The sequence below is a fragment of the Stenotrophomonas sp. genome (assembly GCF_050737575.1).
Lineage (GTDB): Bacteria > Pseudomonadota > Gammaproteobacteria > Xanthomonadales > Xanthomonadaceae > Stenotrophomonas.
In genome coordinates, this window is the sequence record NZ_JBOHXW010000001.1 from 327,855 (window position 1) to 346,341 (window position 18,487).

The 18,487-nt window shown below is 63.5% G+C and carries 18 protein-coding genes; 9 read left to right on the forward strand and 9 right to left on the reverse strand.

Features of this window, described 5'->3' with window-relative positions:
• Window positions 1-19: 19 nt before the first annotated feature.
• Window positions 20-2,725: a type VI secretion system Vgr family protein gene (locus ACREP4_RS01530; RefSeq protein ID WP_431594448.1), complete on the reverse strand. Its 2,706-nt coding sequence runs from the start codon at window positions 2,723-2,725 to the stop codon at window positions 20-22.
• Window positions 2,726-3,200: 475 nt separating this feature from the next.
• Window positions 3,201-3,941, reverse strand: a complete 741-nt coding sequence (arsH, locus tag ACREP4_RS01535) for an arsenical resistance protein ArsH (RefSeq protein WP_431594764.1) — start codon at window positions 3,939-3,941, stop codon at window positions 3,201-3,203.
• Between the two features lie 23 nt (window positions 3,942-3,964).
• Here arsH and ACREP4_RS01540 point away from each other — a divergent pair, with 23 nt between their 5' ends.
• The 4 genes from ACREP4_RS01540 to arsB are packed head-to-tail and all read left to right on the forward strand — an operon-like array spanning window position 3,965 to window position 6,316.
• Window positions 3,965-4,285, forward strand: coding sequence for an ArsR/SmtB family transcription factor (locus ACREP4_RS01540; protein WP_431594449.1), 321 nt, complete (start codon window positions 3,965-3,967; stop codon window positions 4,283-4,285).
• Window positions 4,286-4,296: 11 nt separating this feature from the next.
• On the forward strand, window positions 4,297-4,734 hold the full coding sequence (arsN2, locus tag ACREP4_RS01545) for an arsenic resistance N-acetyltransferase ArsN2 (RefSeq protein WP_431594450.1): 438 nt from the start codon (window positions 4,297-4,299) through the stop codon (window positions 4,732-4,734).
• 12 nt (window positions 4,735-4,746) lie between these two features.
• Window positions 4,747-5,265, forward strand: a complete 519-nt coding sequence (locus ACREP4_RS01550) for an arsenate reductase ArsC (RefSeq protein ID WP_431594451.1) — start codon at window positions 4,747-4,749, stop codon at window positions 5,263-5,265.
• Between the two features lie 13 nt (window positions 5,266-5,278).
• Window positions 5,279-6,316, forward strand: coding sequence for an ACR3 family arsenite efflux transporter (gene arsB / locus ACREP4_RS01555; protein WP_431594452.1), 1,038 nt, complete (start codon window positions 5,279-5,281; stop codon window positions 6,314-6,316).
• Window positions 6,317-6,366: 50 nt separating this feature from the next.
• On the opposite strand, the gene ACREP4_RS01560 is transcribed toward arsB, so the two are convergent.
• Window positions 6,367-7,584, reverse strand: a complete 1,218-nt coding sequence (locus ACREP4_RS01560) for an MFS transporter (RefSeq protein WP_431594453.1) — start codon at window positions 7,582-7,584, stop codon at window positions 6,367-6,369.
• A 73-nt stretch (window positions 7,585-7,657) separates the two neighbouring features.
• On the opposite strand from ACREP4_RS01560, the gene ACREP4_RS01565 reads away from it, so the two are divergent.
• The gene (locus ACREP4_RS01565) at window positions 7,658-8,455 is read left to right on the forward strand and encodes an AraC family transcriptional regulator (RefSeq protein ID WP_431594454.1); all 798 of its coding nucleotides are present in this window, start codon (window positions 7,658-7,660) and stop codon (window positions 8,453-8,455) included.
• Window positions 8,456-8,569: 114 nt separating this feature from the next.
• Here ACREP4_RS01565 and ACREP4_RS01570 read toward each other — a convergent pair whose 3' ends face one another.
• From ACREP4_RS01570 to gpmA, 5 genes are all read right to left on the reverse strand, one after another.
• Window positions 8,570-10,102 (reverse strand): serine hydrolase domain-containing protein, encoded by a 1,533-nt coding sequence (locus tag ACREP4_RS01570; RefSeq protein WP_431594455.1) that lies wholly within the window; start codon window positions 10,100-10,102, stop codon window positions 8,570-8,572.
• Window positions 10,103-10,176: 74 nt separating this feature from the next.
• Window positions 10,177-10,989 (reverse strand): helix-turn-helix domain-containing protein, encoded by an 813-nt coding sequence (locus ACREP4_RS01575; RefSeq protein ID WP_431594456.1) that lies wholly within the window; start codon window positions 10,987-10,989, stop codon window positions 10,177-10,179.
• A gap of 139 nt (window positions 10,990-11,128) precedes the next feature.
• Window positions 11,129-12,034: an alpha/beta hydrolase gene (locus tag ACREP4_RS01580; protein WP_431594765.1), complete on the reverse strand. Its 906-nt coding sequence runs from the start codon at window positions 12,032-12,034 to the stop codon at window positions 11,129-11,131.
• A 253-nt stretch (window positions 12,035-12,287) separates the two neighbouring features.
• Window positions 12,288-12,980, reverse strand: a complete 693-nt coding sequence (locus tag ACREP4_RS01585; protein ID WP_431594457.1) for an alpha/beta hydrolase — start codon at window positions 12,978-12,980, stop codon at window positions 12,288-12,290.
• 183 nt (window positions 12,981-13,163) lie between these two features.
• The gene (gene gpmA / locus ACREP4_RS01590; RefSeq protein ID WP_431594458.1) at window positions 13,164-13,913 is read right to left on the reverse strand and encodes a 2,3-diphosphoglycerate-dependent phosphoglycerate mutase; all 750 of its coding nucleotides are present in this window, start codon (window positions 13,911-13,913) and stop codon (window positions 13,164-13,166) included.
• 106 nt (window positions 13,914-14,019) lie between these two features.
• Here gpmA and nfi point away from each other — a divergent pair, with 106 nt between their 5' ends.
• From nfi to ACREP4_RS01610, 4 genes are all read left to right on the forward strand, one after another.
• Window positions 14,020-14,670 (forward strand): deoxyribonuclease V, encoded by a 651-nt coding sequence (gene nfi / locus ACREP4_RS01595; protein ID WP_431594459.1) that lies wholly within the window; start codon window positions 14,020-14,022, stop codon window positions 14,668-14,670.
• 123 nt (window positions 14,671-14,793) lie between these two features.
• The gene (locus tag ACREP4_RS01600) at window positions 14,794-15,654 is read left to right on the forward strand and encodes a pirin family protein (protein ID WP_431594460.1); all 861 of its coding nucleotides are present in this window, start codon (window positions 14,794-14,796) and stop codon (window positions 15,652-15,654) included.
• A gap of 369 nt (window positions 15,655-16,023) precedes the next feature.
• Entirely contained in the window at window positions 16,024-16,743 is a 720-nt protein-coding gene (gene aqpZ / locus ACREP4_RS01605; RefSeq protein WP_431594461.1) for an aquaporin Z, read from the forward strand.
• A gap of 235 nt (window positions 16,744-16,978) precedes the next feature.
• Window positions 16,979-17,446: a hypothetical protein gene (locus ACREP4_RS01610; protein WP_431594462.1), complete on the forward strand. Its 468-nt coding sequence runs from the start codon at window positions 16,979-16,981 to the stop codon at window positions 17,444-17,446.
• Between the two features lie 162 nt (window positions 17,447-17,608).
• Here the strand turns inward: ACREP4_RS01610 and ACREP4_RS01615 are convergent, their stop codons facing one another.
• Complete coding sequence (locus tag ACREP4_RS01615) at window positions 17,609-18,457, reverse strand: pirin family protein (protein ID WP_431594463.1); 849 nt, start codon at window positions 18,455-18,457, stop codon at window positions 17,609-17,611.
• Between the last annotated feature and the right edge of the window lie 30 nt (window positions 18,458-18,487).

Sequence of the window (18,487 nt, forward strand, 5' to 3'; positions counted from 1 at the left end):
ATATGAACGTTTGCGCGCCTCATTGACCTGCATCTTCGGCGGGAGTGGATATTTCAACCGTTACCTTCTGCATGGTCTCGCGCTCTACACGCTCTCCCTGCCCGTCGGCTCCCGCAGTTCCTTCCACCACATCGCCATCTTCCATGACAAGGCGATACGCCAAATTGTTGACCACAGCGGTTACGTCACCCTCGTAATGAAACCGATGCTGTCGCGCCGCTGGATCACGCCCGAATGCGGGAATGGCGACGCTTTCCGTCTTCGGCCCCACCCAATCGTGTTTTGCGGCATGCACTTTCACGTCGCCTTGCGTACCAATCTCGATGCCGCTGCCGATGCGGATGTAGCTGCCGTCATCAGCAACCAGACGAATGGTGGGCGCAGTAATCAGCACTTCCCCTTCGCTGGCCGAGGCATGCAGAAACTTCTGCGCATTGAGTGCGATGTCTGCGTCCTGCGCTTGTATCAGCACGTTGTCGCGGTTGGCGATGGCTTGGATGCCACCATCCTGAGCGTAGAGAGACATCCCTCCCCCTGCCTGCAGAAGCGTGACGCCGCCGCTGACCGACTGCACATGGTCAGTTGCAACAACGTCGTGGTTTCGACCGGCGTAATGCAACTGCGATTGCGGAGTGGCGCTGATGATTCCTGCGTCGCCCGCGATGGCGACGACCGGCTCACCCGCTTGATCGCCTGCTTCCGGCCACTCCGTCAGGGCGCCCTGCAACTGCGTCAAGCCCTCATCGCTACTTTGCTTCGCACCGCGATTGGTCGCGGTCTGCCCCAATCCGCGAAAGAGTTCGCCGCAGTCATCCAGCAACGTCAACAGTTCTTGTCGATCCAGTTGCCCGCCGCGTGCCAGCTCACGCGCATAGCTGGTAATCAGGATTCCGTGGGCCGCGCGCAACGCCAGTGCAGCATCGGTTCGCAATTCGGCACCATCGCCACGCAGCTGCGCTTGGCCGTCCACGCGGGGCGTAGTCAACTTGCCAAGGTTGAGTTCGCTGGCAAACGGCGTGGTCGCCAACCGGGCGCGGACTTGCCCAGGCGTGTCATCCATCAGCAATTCGCTGTGGCCCTGCCCACGGTGCTCACGCGACTGGATACCGGACAGTGCGCTGTTCCCCGGCAGCCCACGCCGCCCACTGAAGGCAGGCGTTGCATGCTGGCCGTTATACAGCGTGGCAACAACGACCGGCCGATCGATATCGTTATGCAGAAACGCGACCAACACTTCCTGACCGATACGCGGCACGAATTGATGGCCAAAGCTATCGCCAGCGCTGGGCATGGCTACGCGCACCCAGGTTGAAGAACGTTCATTGCTCGCGGCCGTGCCAGCGGGATGTTCATCAGGACGCTGCCAATGGAACTGGATGCGGATTCGCCCCAGTGCGTCGGTGAACACCTCTTCGCCTGCAGGACCGACAACGGTGGCTGTCTGCGGCCCGTTCGCGGTCGGGCGATCAAACGTTCCTGCGTAACGTGGCACCAACGGAACATCCCGGTGGACTGCACTGAAACGCAGTTGGACGTCGTTCGTTGATGCCGCAGAAGGCCGTTCGCTTCCTTCCTCAACGTCGCCAAAGCCGGCCTGTTCCAGCAGCGATGAAGGCAGTTGCCACGCTTCAGGCGTGTTGTTGCGCAGTTGCAGATCAATGCCGGTGATAACAAAGGTGCGCTGCTGCTCGCTTTGCCCGGCATGGGCAGGATGATCTTCGAGAAGGATGCTCTCACCGGTAGCCAGACTGCGCAGGCGACCGCGCCCTTGGAACGTTTTTGCCTGCTGCTCTTCAGCCTGCATCCGAAGCCGCGCGTAGCGACCCAATTCACGCTCGTGGTCGGCGTAGTACGGCGCCAGTGCCTGGTAGTCGGTCAGGCTGGTGGCGGCTTGTCGGCCGTACTCACCATGTTCCTGAGCGTTTTCATCCTGGCCCTGCAGCCGCTGAGCCGGCCGATAGTCATGACTGGAAAGGCTGACTCGGCTCCCGCCAATGCGGCGCTGCGCTTCCCAACGGGTAAGCCATTGCTCCTGCGTACCGACAGCATCGGCCTGCGTTCGGAAGTGCAATGCGCGCGGCGGCTGATCCGCGTGAGGCGCCGTTTCCGTGAGCACCAGTTGGTGCGACACAACGTCCTGTTGCCGATCAAAAGTGAAGTAATACGTGATGCCTTCTTCGGCCAGCAGGCGATCAATGAACGCTTGGTCACTTTCATTGAACTGAATGCAGTACGAGCGTGGCGGATAGTCACGCTGCAGAACATTGGTATGGGAGAACGAGGCCGCGATAGTGGGATTGCGCTGGCGATGTTCATCCAGTACGGTCGCGACAATCTGCGGCACGCTCTGGTCCTGGAAGATTCTGCAGGTGCGGCGCCGATCCAGCAGCGAAAACGCAGATTCCACCTGTAGATCGATCACCGAGAAACTGCCAGCGCCCTCGCGCTTTGCGGCCTCGGTGATGATTCCGGAGAGCCAGCGTCGCTTTCCAGCACCGATATCCACACCAAAAGCCACAGGCCTACCCAGCAGCTGCTTGATCTCTATGCCCTCTTCACTGCAAAAGCAGGTCGCTTCGAGTCGAAAGGGGCGATTGAGTTCATCGCGGTAGCGGATGCTACTTGGCCATAGGGCCGGGAGCTCCCCCATGCCTGGCCATTCAACATCAATCAGTCGATGCTTCGATTCCGGGCCATCCCAGGCCGGGTGCTGTAACCACTGCATGTGCTCACTCCTTGATCACGCCCTGCCAAAAGGCTTTGGGATGATGGACGAGCAAAGTGCTTGGTAGATATGAGAAATGACTCAAAAAGTAGCGGCTGCGCGGTTATCGTTGCGCATTCTCTTTCGATTGGCCTCGACAAGGGCTTCCATCAGGAGCACCCCTACCTTGACATCTCTGGGTCTGTTCGTGACTTCGCTGGCTATAGCGCTGCTACTGAGCCTTTGCACAATGACCGTGAAGATCACTGCAAAGTGTCATCCAGACAGTTCAATTCCTATCGCGCCGCTGGCGAGCTTTACTAGGGGCGATGAGTGCTTCATTGGGCGGCACCGTCAAGATGTCTGGCTGTATTCAACATGCGCACCGAAGCGTCCGCCTCCCCAGCCCTTCCCTCCCCTATGCGAAAGGAAGGGGATGGTTTTGCGCTACTGTTGGATCACGGGCGCTGTTGCGCCATAGGCGCAAAGACGCGCTTTACTGCGCCGCTTCCTCGATGACGCCCGCCGCCTGCGCCAGCGCAGTAGCCTCCGCCGCGCCTTTTCGTTCGCTGTAACGGTCCACCAGATAGTCACTGCGGCCGCGCACCAGCAAGGTGAACTTCATCAACTCCTCCATCACGTCTACTACGCGGTCGTAGTACGGCGAGGGACGCATGCGGCCGTTGGCATCGAACTCCTGCCACGCCTTCGCCACCGACGATTGATTGGGGATGGTGACCATGCGCATCCAACGGCCCAGCACGCGCAATGCGTTGACCACGTTGAACGACTGCGAGCCGCCGCTGACCTGCATCACCGCCAATGTGCGGCCCTGTGTCGGGCGAACGCTGCCCTCTTCCAGCGGCAGCCAGTCGATCTGATTCTTCAGCACGCCGGTCACCGTGCCGTGCCGCTCGGGCGATACCCACACTTGCCCCTCGGACCACTGCGACCACTCGCGCAGTTGCTGCACCTTGGGATGGTCCTTGCCGCAGCTGTCGAGCATTGGCAGTTCATGGGGATCGAACACACGCGTGTCTGCGCCCAGCTGGCGCAGGATGCGCTCGGCTTCCAGGGTCAGCTTTCGGCTATAGGATTCCGGCCGCAAGGAGCCGTACAACAACAGGATGCGCGGCCGATGCGGTAGCGCGCCGCTGTCCAGCCGTTCGGCAAGCGGCGCAGGCAGCAGGCGGAGATCAAGCGCAGGTAGATCGGTAAGGTCGGGTTGTTCTGTCATATTCATTCGACTATTCTAGAACTATGGAAACGAATCAAGCCATCTCCGCCCTGAATGCACTCGGCCATGCCACCCGCCTGGCGGCCTTCCGCCTGCTGGTCGAAGCCGGCCCGGACGGTCGTATGGCCGGCGACATCGCCCAGGCGCTGTCGGTGCCCAACGCCACGCTGTCGTTCCACCTGAAGGAACTGGTGCATGCCGGTCTGGTACAGAGCGAAAACGCGGGCCGCAACGTCTGCTACCGCGCCGACTACCCGGCCATGAACGCGCTGCTCGCCTACCTCACGCACAACTGCTGTGCCGGCGCGCCGTGTGATTCGCCCGCCCCCAACGACTGCCGCTGAGCCTATCGACGATGACGCTCCACATCCGACCCGCCACCGAGGCCGACCTGCCTGCGATCCAGGCATTGCTGTCATCGGCTTCCCTGCCCTGTGCTGATCTGACATCCAGTCGCATCGACTTCCTGGCGGCCGACAACGGCGCGGGAATCGTCGGCGTCATCGGTGTGGAACCGATGCAGCCTGCAGGTCTACTGCGCTCGTTGGCCGTGTCGCCCGACCTGCGCGGATCCGGTCTTGGAAAGCAGTTGGTCGCTGCACTGGAGGCACATGCCGCGTTGCAGGGCATCACCGGATTGACGCTGCTGACCGAAACCGCTGCGCCGTTCTTCATGCAACTGGGTTATGCGCCGCTGGCGCGCGACCACGTCGTCGCAGCCATCGCAGCCACCGCCGAGTTCCGCAGTCTCTGCCCGGCTTCGGCAACCTGCCTGCACAAGTACATTTCCTGAACTGAGCACGTCATGACCACGAATGTCCTTTTCCTGTGCACCGGCAACAGCGCGCGCAGCGTGTTGGCCGAAGCCACCTTGCGTGCGTGGGGTGGTCACCGCTTTGCTGCCTTCAGTGCAGGCAGCCAGCCCACCGGCACGGTCAATCCCTTCGCGCTCACCCAACTGACGGCCGATGGCATCAGCAGCGCGGGTTTGCGCAGCAAATCCTGGGACGAATTCACCGCTCCCGATGCACCGCGCATGGATCTGGTCATCACTGTCTGCGACTCCGCTGCCGCCGAAACCTGCCCGGTGGTGTTCGGCGACTTCCTGCGTGCGCATTGGGGACTGCCCGATCCGGCGGCAGTGGAAGGCAGCGACGCGGACAAACAGCGAGCGTTCCTGCAGGCGCACGGCATCGTCAAGGCACGCCTGAGGGCGTTGCTGGCGCTGCCTGCCGATATCTGGGTGGATCGCACGCAACTGAAGAACGCGCTCGATCACATCGGCCTGCTGCAGCCGCAGGACGAGTCCAACCGTAATGACTGATGCAGCACCTCGCATGAGTGGTTTCGAGCGCTACCTGACGTTATGGGTCGCGTTGTGCATCGTCGTCGGCACCACGCTGGGCCACACCTTCCCTACCCTCTTCGCGCGTCTGGGCGGAATGGAAGTGGCGCGGGTGAATCTACCGGTCGCGGTGCTGATCTGGTTGATGATCATCCCCATGCTGCTGAAGGTGGACTTCAGCGCGATGCGCCTGGTGGGCCAACACTGGCGCGGCATCGGTGTCACGCTCTTCATCAACTGGGCGGTCAAACCGTTCTCGATGGCGTTGCTGGGCTGGTTGTTTCTGCGCCACGTGTTTGCGCCGTGGCTGCCGGCCGCGCAGATCGACGCCTACATGGCCGGTCTGATTTTATTGGCCGCCGCACCGTGTACCGCCATGGTGTTTGTGTGGAGCAATCTGTGCCGCGGCGATGCCAACTTCACCCTGAGCCAGGTGGCGCTCAACGACGCGATCATGGTGCTGGCGTTCGCACCGCTGGTGGCGTTGCTGCTGGGCATCTCCGCCATCAGCGTGCCGTGGGCAACGCTGATGTTGTCGGTGACGCTGTACATCCTGATTCCGATTGCGCTGGCCGCCCTGTTGCGCCGTTGGCTATTGGCGCGCGGCGGCCCCGCTCGGCTGCAGTCGGTGCTGCACCGACTGGGGCCGATATCGCTGTCCGCGCTGCTGCTGACGCTGGTATTGCTCTTCGGTTTTCAGGGCAAACAGATCATCCAACAGCCGCTGGTCATCGCCATCCTCGCCGTGCCGATTCTGCTGCAGGTGTACTTCAATGCCGGGTTGGCCTATTGGCTTAACCGACGGCTCGGCGTGGCGCATTGCGTGGCCGGGCCCTCCGCCTTGATCGGTGCCAGTAATTTCTTTGAGCTGGCGGTCGCCGCAGCGATCAGCCTGTTCGGCGTGCATTCCGGCGCGGCGTTGGCCACGGTGGTCGGTGTGTTGATCGAGGTGCCGGTGATGTTGTCGGTCGTCGCCATCGTCAACCGCTCACGCGGTTGGTACGACGCCGGCGCAAACACCCGCCACTGAACAACGAAGCCCGGCACTGCCGGGCTTCGTCATGCAGGCAAACTACTACTTCAGTGAGCGCGGCGATTGGGCAGGAACGCTGCCACCATGCCCAGCAACGGCAGGAACGAAATCACTTTGTAGACCCACAGAATACTGGTGTGGTCGGCCAGCACGCCCAGCACGGCGGCGCCCAAACCGCCCATGCCGAATGCAAAGCCGAAGAACATTCCCGACACCGTGCCGATGCGGTGCGGCATCAGTTCCTGTGCGTACACCAGGATGGCCGAGAACGCCGACGACAACACAAAGCCAATGATCAAGGTCAGTACCGTGGTCCATTGCAGGTTGGCGTACGGCAGGATCAAGGCGAACGGTGCCACACCCAGAATCGACGCCCAGATCACCGGCTTGCGACCGATGCGATCACCCAACGGACCGCCGAGCAACGTGCCTGCCGCCGACGCGGCCAGGAAGCCGAACAGGTGCAGCTGCGCGCTCTGCACGCTGACGCTGAACTTCTGCATCAGATAGAACGTGTAGAAACTGCTCAGGCCCGCAATGTAGAAATACTTGCTGAAAATAAGCACCAACAGAATTGCGATCACCCACGCCACGGTGCGCGGCGGCAGCAACGGTTCGGCGCTCGCCGTCACCACTTTCGGCTTGGCCGCACTCATCACAAGATGTTGTTGATACCAACGGCTCACATACATCAGCAGGCCAATGCCGATCAGCGCCGCGCCACTGAACCACGCCACGCTGCGCTGGCCGTTGGGTGCAATCACCGCCGCAGCCAACAACGGGCCGATGGCCGTGCCAGCATTGCCGCCCAACTGGAACACCGATTGCGACAGGCCATGACGTCCGCCAGATGCCAGACGTGCGATACGCGAGGATTCCGGGTGGAACACGGCCGAGCCGATGCCCACCAGCATCGCCGCCACCAACACCATGCTGAAGTTGGGTGCGTAGGCCAGCAACAACAAGCCGCACAGGGTTGAGGTCATGCCCATCGGCAACGAATACGGCGCCGGTCGCTTGTCGGTACGCAGGCCAATCAACGGCTGGAACAACGACGCCGTGAGCTGGTACGTCAACGTAATCATGCCGATCTGGGTGAAGCTCAGATTGAACTGCAGCTTGAAGATCGGATACAGCGCAAGAATCAGCGACTGCATCATGTCGTTGACCAGATGCGAACTGCTGATCGCAGCGAGCACGCCCACCGCAACCGGACGGCGCGGCGCGGTGGTCGATGCAGTAACGGGTGGAGCAGTAGAGGACATGGCAAGACCACGAGAAGGGGGAACCGGCTGCATGGTAGAGTCGCCGCGAACGCCCTTCTTGCGCGATATGGTCATGCACCCTCTCGAAAAGGACATCCCACTGCGGGCCGGCAAGCGCCGGCCGCTACCGGCCGGGCCGGAAACCGCGGTGTTCTGCAAAGCCCGCGACTACCGCGCGGACACACTCATTCCCCTGCATCACCATCCCGACCGCCATCAGCTGGTGTATGCCGAATCCGGCGTACTGGTGGTGCGCGCCGGCATGGGGCGCTGGGTGGTGCCCAGCACCCGGGCCATCTGGATGCCAGCCGGCACCGGTCACCAGGTGCACTGCATTGGTCTGGTGCAGATGCGCAGCCTGTACATCGCGCCTGCGGCGATGACACAAACCCCGGCCGGCGCCTCGGCGGTGTCGATCACGCCGTTGCTGGCCGCGTTGATCCGCGCTGCGGTCACGGTGCAACAACCCTATCGCGAAGACTCACGTGACGGCCGCTTGATGCGTTTGATCCTGGATGAAATGCAGACCTTGCCGGAACTTCCACTGCATCTACCCGAGCCCAGCGACAAACGCCTGCGCGTGATCGCACGGCAACTGGAGCGTCGCCCGGAGGATGCGTCCACGCTGCAGGATTGGGCCGAACGCCTGAAGGTGGACGTGAAAACCATCCAGCGCCTATGTGCGCGCGAACTCGGTATGACCTTCGGCCAGTGGCGGCAACAAGCGCGCCTGCTGCGTGCATTGGAACGCTTGGCCGTCGGTGAAAAAGTCATCGACGTGGCCTTGGCACTGGGCTACGAAAGCCCCAGCGCATTCACCACCATGTTCAAGCGCCGCTTCGGGCTGACGCCGAGCCAGTTCTTCCGGTGATGCAGCGGCAGGAACGGCTTCGTGCCGCGAAGTTTGCGACCTTCCCGTGGTCGGAATGCATGCACCTGTGGACTGTGTGTTCGGGCGTCATCAGCTTCGCGACTGAAGTCGCTCCTACGGGGGCGGTGGTTGGCTCAGGTAGCGCTCACCATCGAATTCAAACCCCATCAGGCGTCCCTGCGCATTACGCAGAAACCGCAGCGGTTCCACCGAATCCAAAGGGCCGCCCTGCGCACCGAATAAATCCACCACCGCCGGCTGCAGACTGCGTGACAACACACCCAACTGCAGCTGTAGGCTGCCGTTCTTCTCATTGATGACGGCTTCAACTGGCAAGCGTTCGCCACGGAATCGTCCCGCGTAAGCCGCGCGAACGTCGGCCTGCGGCTGCCAGGCCCATCCCTGCCAACTCGGATTCGCATGCGCCTTCGCCTGCCGCGCGCGCATACCAGCCAACTGCTCGGCCACCCGTCGCGGATAGACCTCCTGCCGCGTCTGGGCCCATGTCGCAGCATCCGGGTGATCCACCAGGTACTGGAAGAACTGCACCACGGTGCGCGAGGTCAACCAACCGGTGGCGTTGTCGGAATTGGAAAACACGCCAATGCCCACGCCAAGCTCCGGCGAGAACGCCATCATGCTGCGCGCGCCGCTGTAGCTGCCGCCGTGGATGTACAGCGTGCGCCCCTCGAAATCGCAGATGTTCCAACCGAAGGCATAGCCGCGACACGGCAGTTCATAGGCATTGCGCGCCTTGGTATCCACCTGCGCGCCGATGCGCTGTGCCGCTGTCAGCGCACTGCCATTGATGCCTACCGCCGCCACGCCACCGAGTTGCAACCGCAGCCAGCGGCCCATGTCGCGCGGCGAGGTCATCATTCCACCCGCCGAATGCATGATGGCGTCCGGCTTCGGCGGCACCACCTGCCAGCCCTGCTCCTGACCCAGCCATTGGTGGTTGAACGCAGGCTGCGCCGGGTCGAAGCCCGACGTCCGCGTCGAGGTCTCATGCAACTGAAGCGGGGTGAACAGCAACTGCTGCAACCAGTCGCGCCACGACCGACCGGTGTGTTGCTGCAGGATCGCGGCATAGATGTTGTAGCCGAGGTTGTCGTAGTCGAAGCCATCGGCCCGCTTGCTGGCAAACCGCTGCAACAACTGCGGGTACAGCGCCGGATCGGGACTGCCGATATAGGCCTCCAGCGTGGTGATGGCGTCGGCGCTCAACGGCACGCGGTGGTTGAGTAGATCGGCCAGGGTCCACGCCGCCGGGTCCACGCCATCGGGCAACTGCAGCTGCGGCCAGTGATCGGCCAGGGTACTGTCCAGCGGCAACACGCCCTGTTGATCCAGCAACTGCGCCAGCAGCCCCATGTACGACTTGGTCTGCGAAGCGATGTACATCGGCGTGGCCATCGTCAGTGGCGCGCCGCTGGCCGCGTTGCGCGTGCCGTGCACATAGCCGAGCACTTGCCGTTCGCGATCCACGACCACCACCGCATAGCCCGGCCCCAGTTCGGGAACGCCGTCCAAGAAGGTACGCAACTGCTGCGCGGCGTGCTCCGGCGTTGCAGCCGGTACGGCCATCACGCAGCCCAGCCATGCGGACAGCAGCAATAGTGGGGACAACATGGCGCGCAGGTGCATGACGTGATTCCGTGGCTGACAGCGGCCACGATGCGTTACCGCGTCAGCAGGCGTCTTGAACGGATTGAACCTGCTCATGCCCGCAACAATGCACGCAGCCGGGCCGGTGTCAGCCCACTGTGCGCACGGGCAATGCGGCTGAAGTGGGATTGATCGGCAAACCCAGCGTCGTGCGCGACATCGGCCAAGGCTTGGCCCTTGGCCAGCAAGGGCAAGGCGCGTTGCAACTGCGCACGTGCGCGGAACACCGAAGGTGCACAGCCCATCCAGCGCGCGAAGGCGCGGGCGAAGTACACCGGGTGCAATCCGACCTCGCGCGCCAACTCGGTGAGCGGGAGGGTTTCGTCCTGCAGCCGTTGGCAACAGCGTGCCAACCAGCGCGGCGGCGTTCCCGCCGAACGCTCGCCGGTGGCCGCCATGCTGGCCAGCAGTTCCCACAACCGGCTATCGACCTCGTCACCGGCAAGCTCACCGGCCAGCAGCGCCGAGAGCATTCCCCGCCCCTGCAGCAGCACGGGCTGCAACTCACGCCCACGCCATTGCCAGGCTCGCGTGATGCCCAGGTGTTCCTGCAGATCAAACGCGGCTGGCAGATCGATGCCCAGCATCAAGGCACCGGACGGACCGTAATCGTTGGCATGCATTACCCCGGCCTGCTTCACCCCCAGCGCCGGCTGCGCCAGCCGCTCCTCGCCCTGCGGCGTCTGTTCGGCGAGGGTGCCCAACAGCAACAACGAAAGCTGGTGACAGTCATGCGCGTGAGGCCGCATACGTTCACCGGGCGCATACCAGCTGACGCGTGCGGCCAGGCGCTCGCCACTGAAGATCCGCCGCCGGTTGGGTGCCTGCGCTGCATTGATCCGGTGTTTGCTTGTCAGCGTGGCCATGACGTACCGCATGCGGTAAGGAATTGAACGAAGTCTAGTCAGGCCGCGCCGCAGCACATCTGCCGTTGGTCGTGGTGCCGTCGGAGGGGGAACCGGCCGCTGATTGCGTTCCGGCTCCCGCCAGCCCTGCGGATGCCGCTCAGCCCTGCGGCGCGGCCAGCACGTACTTCAGGCCATGCATGAAACCGCGTGGTGCAACGCTGAGGTGGTCCTCGTCGTTGAGCACATCCAGTTTCAGCTGCAATGCATCGCCGCCACGGGCACGCAACAGACCGCTCATGCGCTGCGCATCAACCACCATGTCGGCATCGCCGCCATGCTGCACCGACTCGTATTCGCCGACGTACATGTAGGCCCGCACCGGCACCGCACCGGCTTTGCCCGCGGCGGCCAGGCGGCGTTCCATCACCTGCTTGTCGAACCAGTACGACGGGCTGCCCAGAATGTAGGCACTGAACAGCTGCGGCCGCTCCAGCAGCAACTGCGTGCCCAGCAACGCGCCGTAGGAATGGCCGAGGAAGATGCGCCGGCTTTCGTCACTGCGATAGCGCTGCGCCACGAACGGCAGCGCCTGCGTTTCCAGATAGGTGATGTAGTCGCCGGCGCCGCCATGCACGGCATCGGCCGGTGAACTGCTCGGGCCATTGACCGTGGGCGTGTAATCACGCCGGCGGCTCTGCATGCCGCCCTCGCCCTTGGCATAGGACAAGCCAACCAGGATGAAGTCATCAATCTTGCGGCCTTCGACATTCAGGCGACGCGCCATCTGCCAGACCAGCGGAAACGCATAGTCGGCATCGGAGACATACAACACCGGATAGCGTTTATCGGGGTTGTCGGCATAACCGGCCGGCAGGGCCACGAACACCTGGTAGTCGCGACCGCTGACCGGATCCGGCACATCCCACACTTCACTGCCAAGCGCTTCATACGGATTGCCTTGGCCGCGCTGGGCGGTTGCCGCTGCGGGCTTTGCGGCCGCCGCTGGTTCCGATTTCTTCGCTGCCGGCTCTTGAGCGCCACTGCAGGCGCTCAACGCCACCATTGCCACTACCGACATCATCCATTTGCTCAAGCAGACTCTCCAGCGACCGTGATCAGTGCCCGATGATGGCATGACGCCGCGCGGCCGAATGCCGGTCAGGACACCCGGCACCGCGATTGCCGCACAGCAAGTCGGTTGGAAGCGAGGGAGGTGAGATGGCGACCTGCGGCGATGCCTGCCCGCAGTCTGCTCAACGCAAAACCCGCCGCACCCGCCGTTGGTCCTGGTGCGGCGTTGAACAATGGCCAGCAGATCAGCCTGCGGTTGCTTTTGCAGCCTCGTCGATCAGCGCAGCCACTTCATCCGCATGCGAGGCCAGCGATGCGTGGCTTGCATCCAGGGTCAGCACGCGACGCGCGTTCATGCGATCGGACATCGCCTTCTGGTTTGCCGGGTGGATCATCCGGTCCTGGCTGGACAGCTGGTACCAGCTCGGTTTGTGCTTCCACGCCGGGTCGGTGACGTTGTCGCCGAAGGTGCTGGCCAGTGGCGCCTTCTGCGTCACCGCCATCACGAAGGCCTGGTCGGCCGGCAAGTCCTGGCAAAAACTCTCGTGGAACTTGGCCGGATTCAGCCACAGGTAGCCATCGCTGTCCGGGGCCAGATTGGGCGCGGCTTCCGGCAGGTGCTGTTGGGTGATGCCACCAGGGCTTTCGCCGGCATCCGGCGCGAAGGCGGCGATGAACACCAGCGCTTTGACGTTGTCCTGGTTGCCGGCCTGGCTGATCACCGCACCGCCATAGGAATGCCCCACCAGCACCACCGGGCCCTGCACCTGCGCCACCATCTTGCGCGTGCGCTCGGCATCGTCGGCCAGTGAGGTCAGCGGGTTCTCCACCGCTCGGATGTCGGTGTAGCCCAACGCACGCAACTCAAGAATCACCTTGGCCCAGTGCGCGGCACCGCCCCAGAACCCATGTACCAATACGACGGCTGGCTTGCTCATGACTTTGATTCCTTCAACAGGAAAGAGGCCTTGTTGGTCGCTGGCGGCTCGCATTGGCGGCGTGCGCAACAGGGGGGAGAGCGCAATGTTTCAGTTGTGCCGTAAATGGGCCGTGAGGTTTTTACGACGCAAATGGAAAACCCGGCGTTCGCCGGGTTTTCTTGAGACTGCAACGCGCGCGTTTTACTTCGCCTTGGCCTGGTTGGCCACCGCTTCGGCGGCCTTCTTGGCCGCTTCCGGGTCGCCCAGGTAGCGGAACGACTGCACGGTGAGGTCGTCGTTCAATTCAAACAACAACGGGATGCCGGTCGGAATGTTGAGCTCCAGGATGGCTTCCTTGCTGACGTTGTTGAGGTACTTGTACAGCGCGCGCAGCGAGTTGCCGTGGGCGGTGACCAGCACGGTCTTGCCGTCCTTCAACTGCGGGGCGATGGCGTCGTGCCAATACGGCAGCACGCGGTCCAGCGTGGTCGCCAGCGATTCGGTGCCCGGCAGCGCGTTGCGGTCCAGCCCGGCGTAACGACGGTCGTGGATCGGGTGGCCCGGGTCTTCCAGGTCCATCGGCGGCGGCGGGATGTCGTAGGAACGGCGCCAGATCTTGACCTGCTCCTCACCGTGCTTGGCCGCGGTTTCGGCCTTGTCCAGGCCCTGCAGGCCACCGTAGTGACGCTCATTCAGGCGCCAGGACTTGGCGACCGGCAGCCAGTCCTGATTGAGTTCGGCCAACGCGCCCTGCAGCGTGTGGATGGCGCGCTTGAGCACCGAGGTGTGGGCGACATCGAACTGCAGCCCTTCGTCCTTCATCAGCCGGCCGGCGGCAGCGGCTTCGCGGCGGCCCTGCTCGGTGAGCTCCACGTCCACCCAACCGGTGAAGCGATTGTCGAGGTTCCACTGGCTCTGGCCATGGCGCAACAGCACGAGTTTGCGGGTCACTGCGGATATCTCCGGGTCGGGGGAAGGAAAGACGCCGATTGTAGCCGGTCACCACAGCCCTCGCCCCGCACAATGCGATGACCTTGGAACAGGCAGGCTTGGACGCATGAATTCGACTTCCAACCGCTACGCGCAACTGCGCCAGCAACAAGTGGCGCTGGCCGCACAGGTTGATCTGAGCGATGCGCTGAGCGGCCTGCCCGCACGGATTGCCGGCATCGACAGTGGGTTCGAGGACGCTGGCCGCACCACGCTTTCTGCGGCGGTGCTGCTGGACAGCGCCAGCCTGACACCACTGGAGTCAACCTTGGCCCGCCTGCCTACCGCGCTGCCGTACATCCCCGGCCTGCTCAGCTTCCGCGAGTTGCCCGCCGCGCTGCAGGCGCTGGCGCAGCTTTCGCATGCGCCACAGCTGGTGCTGGTCGATGGCCACGGCATCGCGCACCCGCGCGGGCTCGGTATTGCCGCACATCTTGGCGTGCTTACCGCGCTGCCGTGTATTGGCGTCGCCAAAAGCCGGCTGGTCGGCGACTACGACGAGCCCGGCCCGCTGCAGGGCGATCATTCGCCACTGATGCTCAAGGGCCGGCAAGTGGGTTGGGTGCTGCGCAGCAAGCCGCGCTGCAAGCCTTTGTTTGTGTCACCGGGGCATCGCGTTTCGCTGGAAGCCTGCCTGCCGTTGGTGCGGGAGTGCCTGCGCGGCTACCGGTTGCCGGAACCAACGCGATTGGCGGATCGGCTGGCGTCGCGGCGATAGGTTTTCAGCGCGTTACCCCTCCCCAGCCCTCCCCCTCAACAAAACAATCCGTTGCCGCACTGGTCACGACACGCTCTCACCGCCCATGCCATCCTGCCGCCTGGTTCCAACCACGGAGAAACCATGACCACCATCATCAGTCCACGCGTGCATGACCTTGGCGGCTTCCAGGTGCGCCGCGCGGTGCCGTCGCTGCAGGCACGCAGCGTTGGGCCGTTCGTGTTCGTGGACCACATGGGGCCGGCCATTTTCAGCCCCGGTCAGGGCATCGACGTGCGCCCGCATCCACATATCGGTCTGGCGACAGTGACGTTTCTGTGGGCCGGGCAGATTGGTCACCGCGATACGCTCGGCTCCGAGCAGGTAATTCGCGCAGGTGATGTGAACTGGATGACCGCCGGCCGCGGCATTGCCCATTCCGAACGCACGCCCGCCGATGTCCGTGCACATGAGCAGGCGCTGCACGGCATGCAGACCTGGGTGGCATTACCGAAGTCGCACGAGGAAACCGATCCCGCGTTTTTCCACTTCGCCGCCGACCAACTGCCGCAGCAGCGCCGCGATGGCGCCTTGCTGCGTGTGATCGCTGGCCGCGCCTACGGCGAGGAATCGCCGGTAAAGGTGTTTGCCGACACCCTGAATGTCGCCATCGATCTCGACCCGGACGCCGAGGTCGACCTGGACACCTCGCATGTGCAGCGCGCGCTCTACATTCTGGAAGGCGACGCGCAGTTGGATGGCATCGACATTCCCGCCCAACACCTGGTCATTCCCGAGCCCGGTGCGCGTGGCCGGTTGCGTGCCAAAACACCGGTCAAGGCGATGTTGATGGGCGGCGAACCGCTGGATGGCCCGCGCCACTTGTGGTGGAACTTCGTGTCCAGTTCCAAGGAGCGCATCGAGCAGGCCAAGGATGATTGGCAGAACGGGCGCTTCGGCACCATTCCCGGCGACGACAAGGAGTTCATCCCGCTGCCGGGGTGAACTGGACCTTGGGAGGCGGCAAACAGCACCGGGAACTTCATCAACGTGCATTGTCAGGAGCAGCGTCAATCACGATGTTGGCGCTGCGTGGAATGCGGCATTCAACGCCCTCCGCTGCGTATGCGGGTTTGTGGTTGGCATCGCTCGGACAATGCGCCACGCCGGCGTTTCGCGGCGCACCTGCAAATTCCAGGTGCGCTTTACTTAGCTGAGCTACCGGGCGGATACGGCGCGACGGCCCGGCAATCAATACCCTCGCGGAAGGGCTGTCGCGACAGATCCAATTGCATTTAACGTTTTCAAAACGCACCGGCGCCGCGTATTCCGCTATTTTCCCTACGCCCGTTCTGGGTTAACTGGGGAAACACAATGAGTATGGGAAAGCGACTGGCGGCCGAATTTCTCGGCACCTTCTGGTTGGTGCTGGGCGGCTGCGGCAGCGCGGTGCTGGCGGCAAACTTCGGTGGTGATGGCAACCCGCTGGGTATTGGCTTCGTCGGCGTGGCACTGGCCTTTGGCCTGACCGTGCTGACCGGTGCCTACGCCTTTGGCCATATCTCCGGCGCGCACTTCAATCCGGCGGTGAGCATCGGCCTGTGGGCAGGCGGCCGTTTCGCCACCAAGGATCTGCTGCCGTATATCGTGGCGCAGGTGCTGGGCGGCATCGTGGCCGGCTTCATCCTGCTGCAGATTGCCCAAGGCAACCCCAACTTCCTGATTGACGGCAGCCAGGCCGGCGCCTTCGCCAGCAATGGCTACGGCGCACTGTCGCCCGGCGGCTACACTGTTGCAGCCGCCTTCCTGTGCGAAGTGGTGCTGACCGCAGTGTTCCTGGTGGTGATCATGGGCGCCACCCACGGCCGCGCTCCGGCTGGCTTCGCGCCCATCGCCATTGGCCTGGCGCTGACCCTGATCCACCTGATCAGCATCCCGGTGACCAACACCTCGGTGAACCCGGCCCGCTCCACCGCCGTGGCGGTGTTTGCCGGCTCCGGCGCGCTGAGCCAGCTGTGGCTGTTCTGGGTGGCACCGATCCTGGGCGCAATGATCGGCGGCATCGCCTACAAGTGGATCGGCAACGACAAGTAAGCCCCCACCTGCGACAACCGGCAAACGGCCCCCTCAGCGGGGCCGTTTGCATATCCGGCAGCATCTCTTTGCCAGCGAGGTGGATTCTGTAATAACGTCGGTGCTGGCCGGATACGCATGGGGATGCGCTGACGGGGCAAGGGGAACACTGCCTACCGGCCAACGCTGCTGCCTTCAGAACCATCCACGACTGTCGTCGTGCCGCCTCCGGCCGATGTTTTATGGGGAATGTGAAGTGAAGACTGTCCGTATTGTTTCCGCCGCACTGTTGCTTGCCGCCTGTGGCTCCGCCTGGGCCCAGCAGGCCGACCAGTGCCCCACTCTGCCGTCTGACAGTGGCCTGCACTGGGAACAACAGACGCAGAGCGCGTTCATCGTCTGCAAGGCCACCACCGGAGATGGCCGCGCCGTGCTCAACATGATGCTGACCACGCGCGACCCGGACCTGGCGCTGAGCCGTGCGTTGCGCGCGGAAAAAGGCGCGTTCGCTGGCGAATCGCTGCATTGGTACAAGCTCGACATGGGCGGCCGCGACCTGCCGGGGCTGGAGTCGCGCCGCATCACCACGGTCAAGCTCGACAAGAACCGTTTCGCGCAGATCTGGATTGACGCTGCCGATACCGGCGAGTTGGGCAGCCTGCAGGCCCTGACGCAGACGCTCAACCTCAGCCCGTCCACCTTGGCCGGTGCAAATCAGGAGTGAGTGGCGCTGAGTGAAGCGGTGAACCAGGGCAGTGAATGCCCGCCCCTTCACCCCGCAGCTCCACCCGCACGTCAAGCCGAGCACGCGCTCGGCTTTTGTCGTGCTTTTGGCTTTGGCTTCCGCCTCAGCGGTCATCAACGCCGCTTGACGCTCACCTGCGCGTCAGAACTTCCCTTCCTGATAATCCACGAAAGCCTGCATCAGTTCTTCGCGGGTATTCATCACGAACGGGCCATGTCGGGCGACCGGCTCGCGCAGCGGTCGGCCGCCGACCAGAATCAAGCGCGCGCCACCTGTGCCAGCCACCATTTCCAGGCGTCCTTCACCCAGCACCGCCAGCTCGTGCTGCACCACCGGGCGTGCCTCGGCGCCTTCGCCCAGCGTCGCTTCGCCTTCAAATACATAGGCGAACGCACTGTGCCCTTCCGGCAGCGGGTACACCCAGCGGCTGCCGGCTGTCAGGGCGATATCCAGGTACAGCGGATCGGTCGCGGGCTGCACGATCGGCCCGTTGACCTCACCCACCTGCCCGGCAATCACCTTCACCGTGACCCCGTCGGCCGGGGTGGTCTGCGGAATCTGATCCGGCGCGAACTCCTGATAGCGCGGCGCGGTCATCTTGTCGCGCGCCGGCAGATTCACCCACAACTGGAAGCCACGCATGCGCCCGGATTCCTGCTCGGGCATCTCCGAATGCACCAGCCCGCGACCAGCGGTCATCCATTGGACACTGCCTGGGGTCAGCAACCCCTCGTTGCCGTGGTTGTCCTTGTGCCGCATGCGGCCATCGAGCATGTAGGTGACGGTCTCAAAGCCTCGATGCGGATGGCTGGGAAAACCAGCGATGTAATCCTCGGCACGGTCGGTGCCGAACTCGTCCAGCATCAAAAAGGGATCCAGCTCCGGCAACGCCGGTGTGCCGATAACGCGGGTCAGCCGCACCCCGGCGCCGTCGGAGGTGGGCATGCCACGGAGGGTACGCAGCACGCGCGCGGACGGTTCACTGCTCATGGCCGGATCTCCTTCTGGGGTCAACCGACA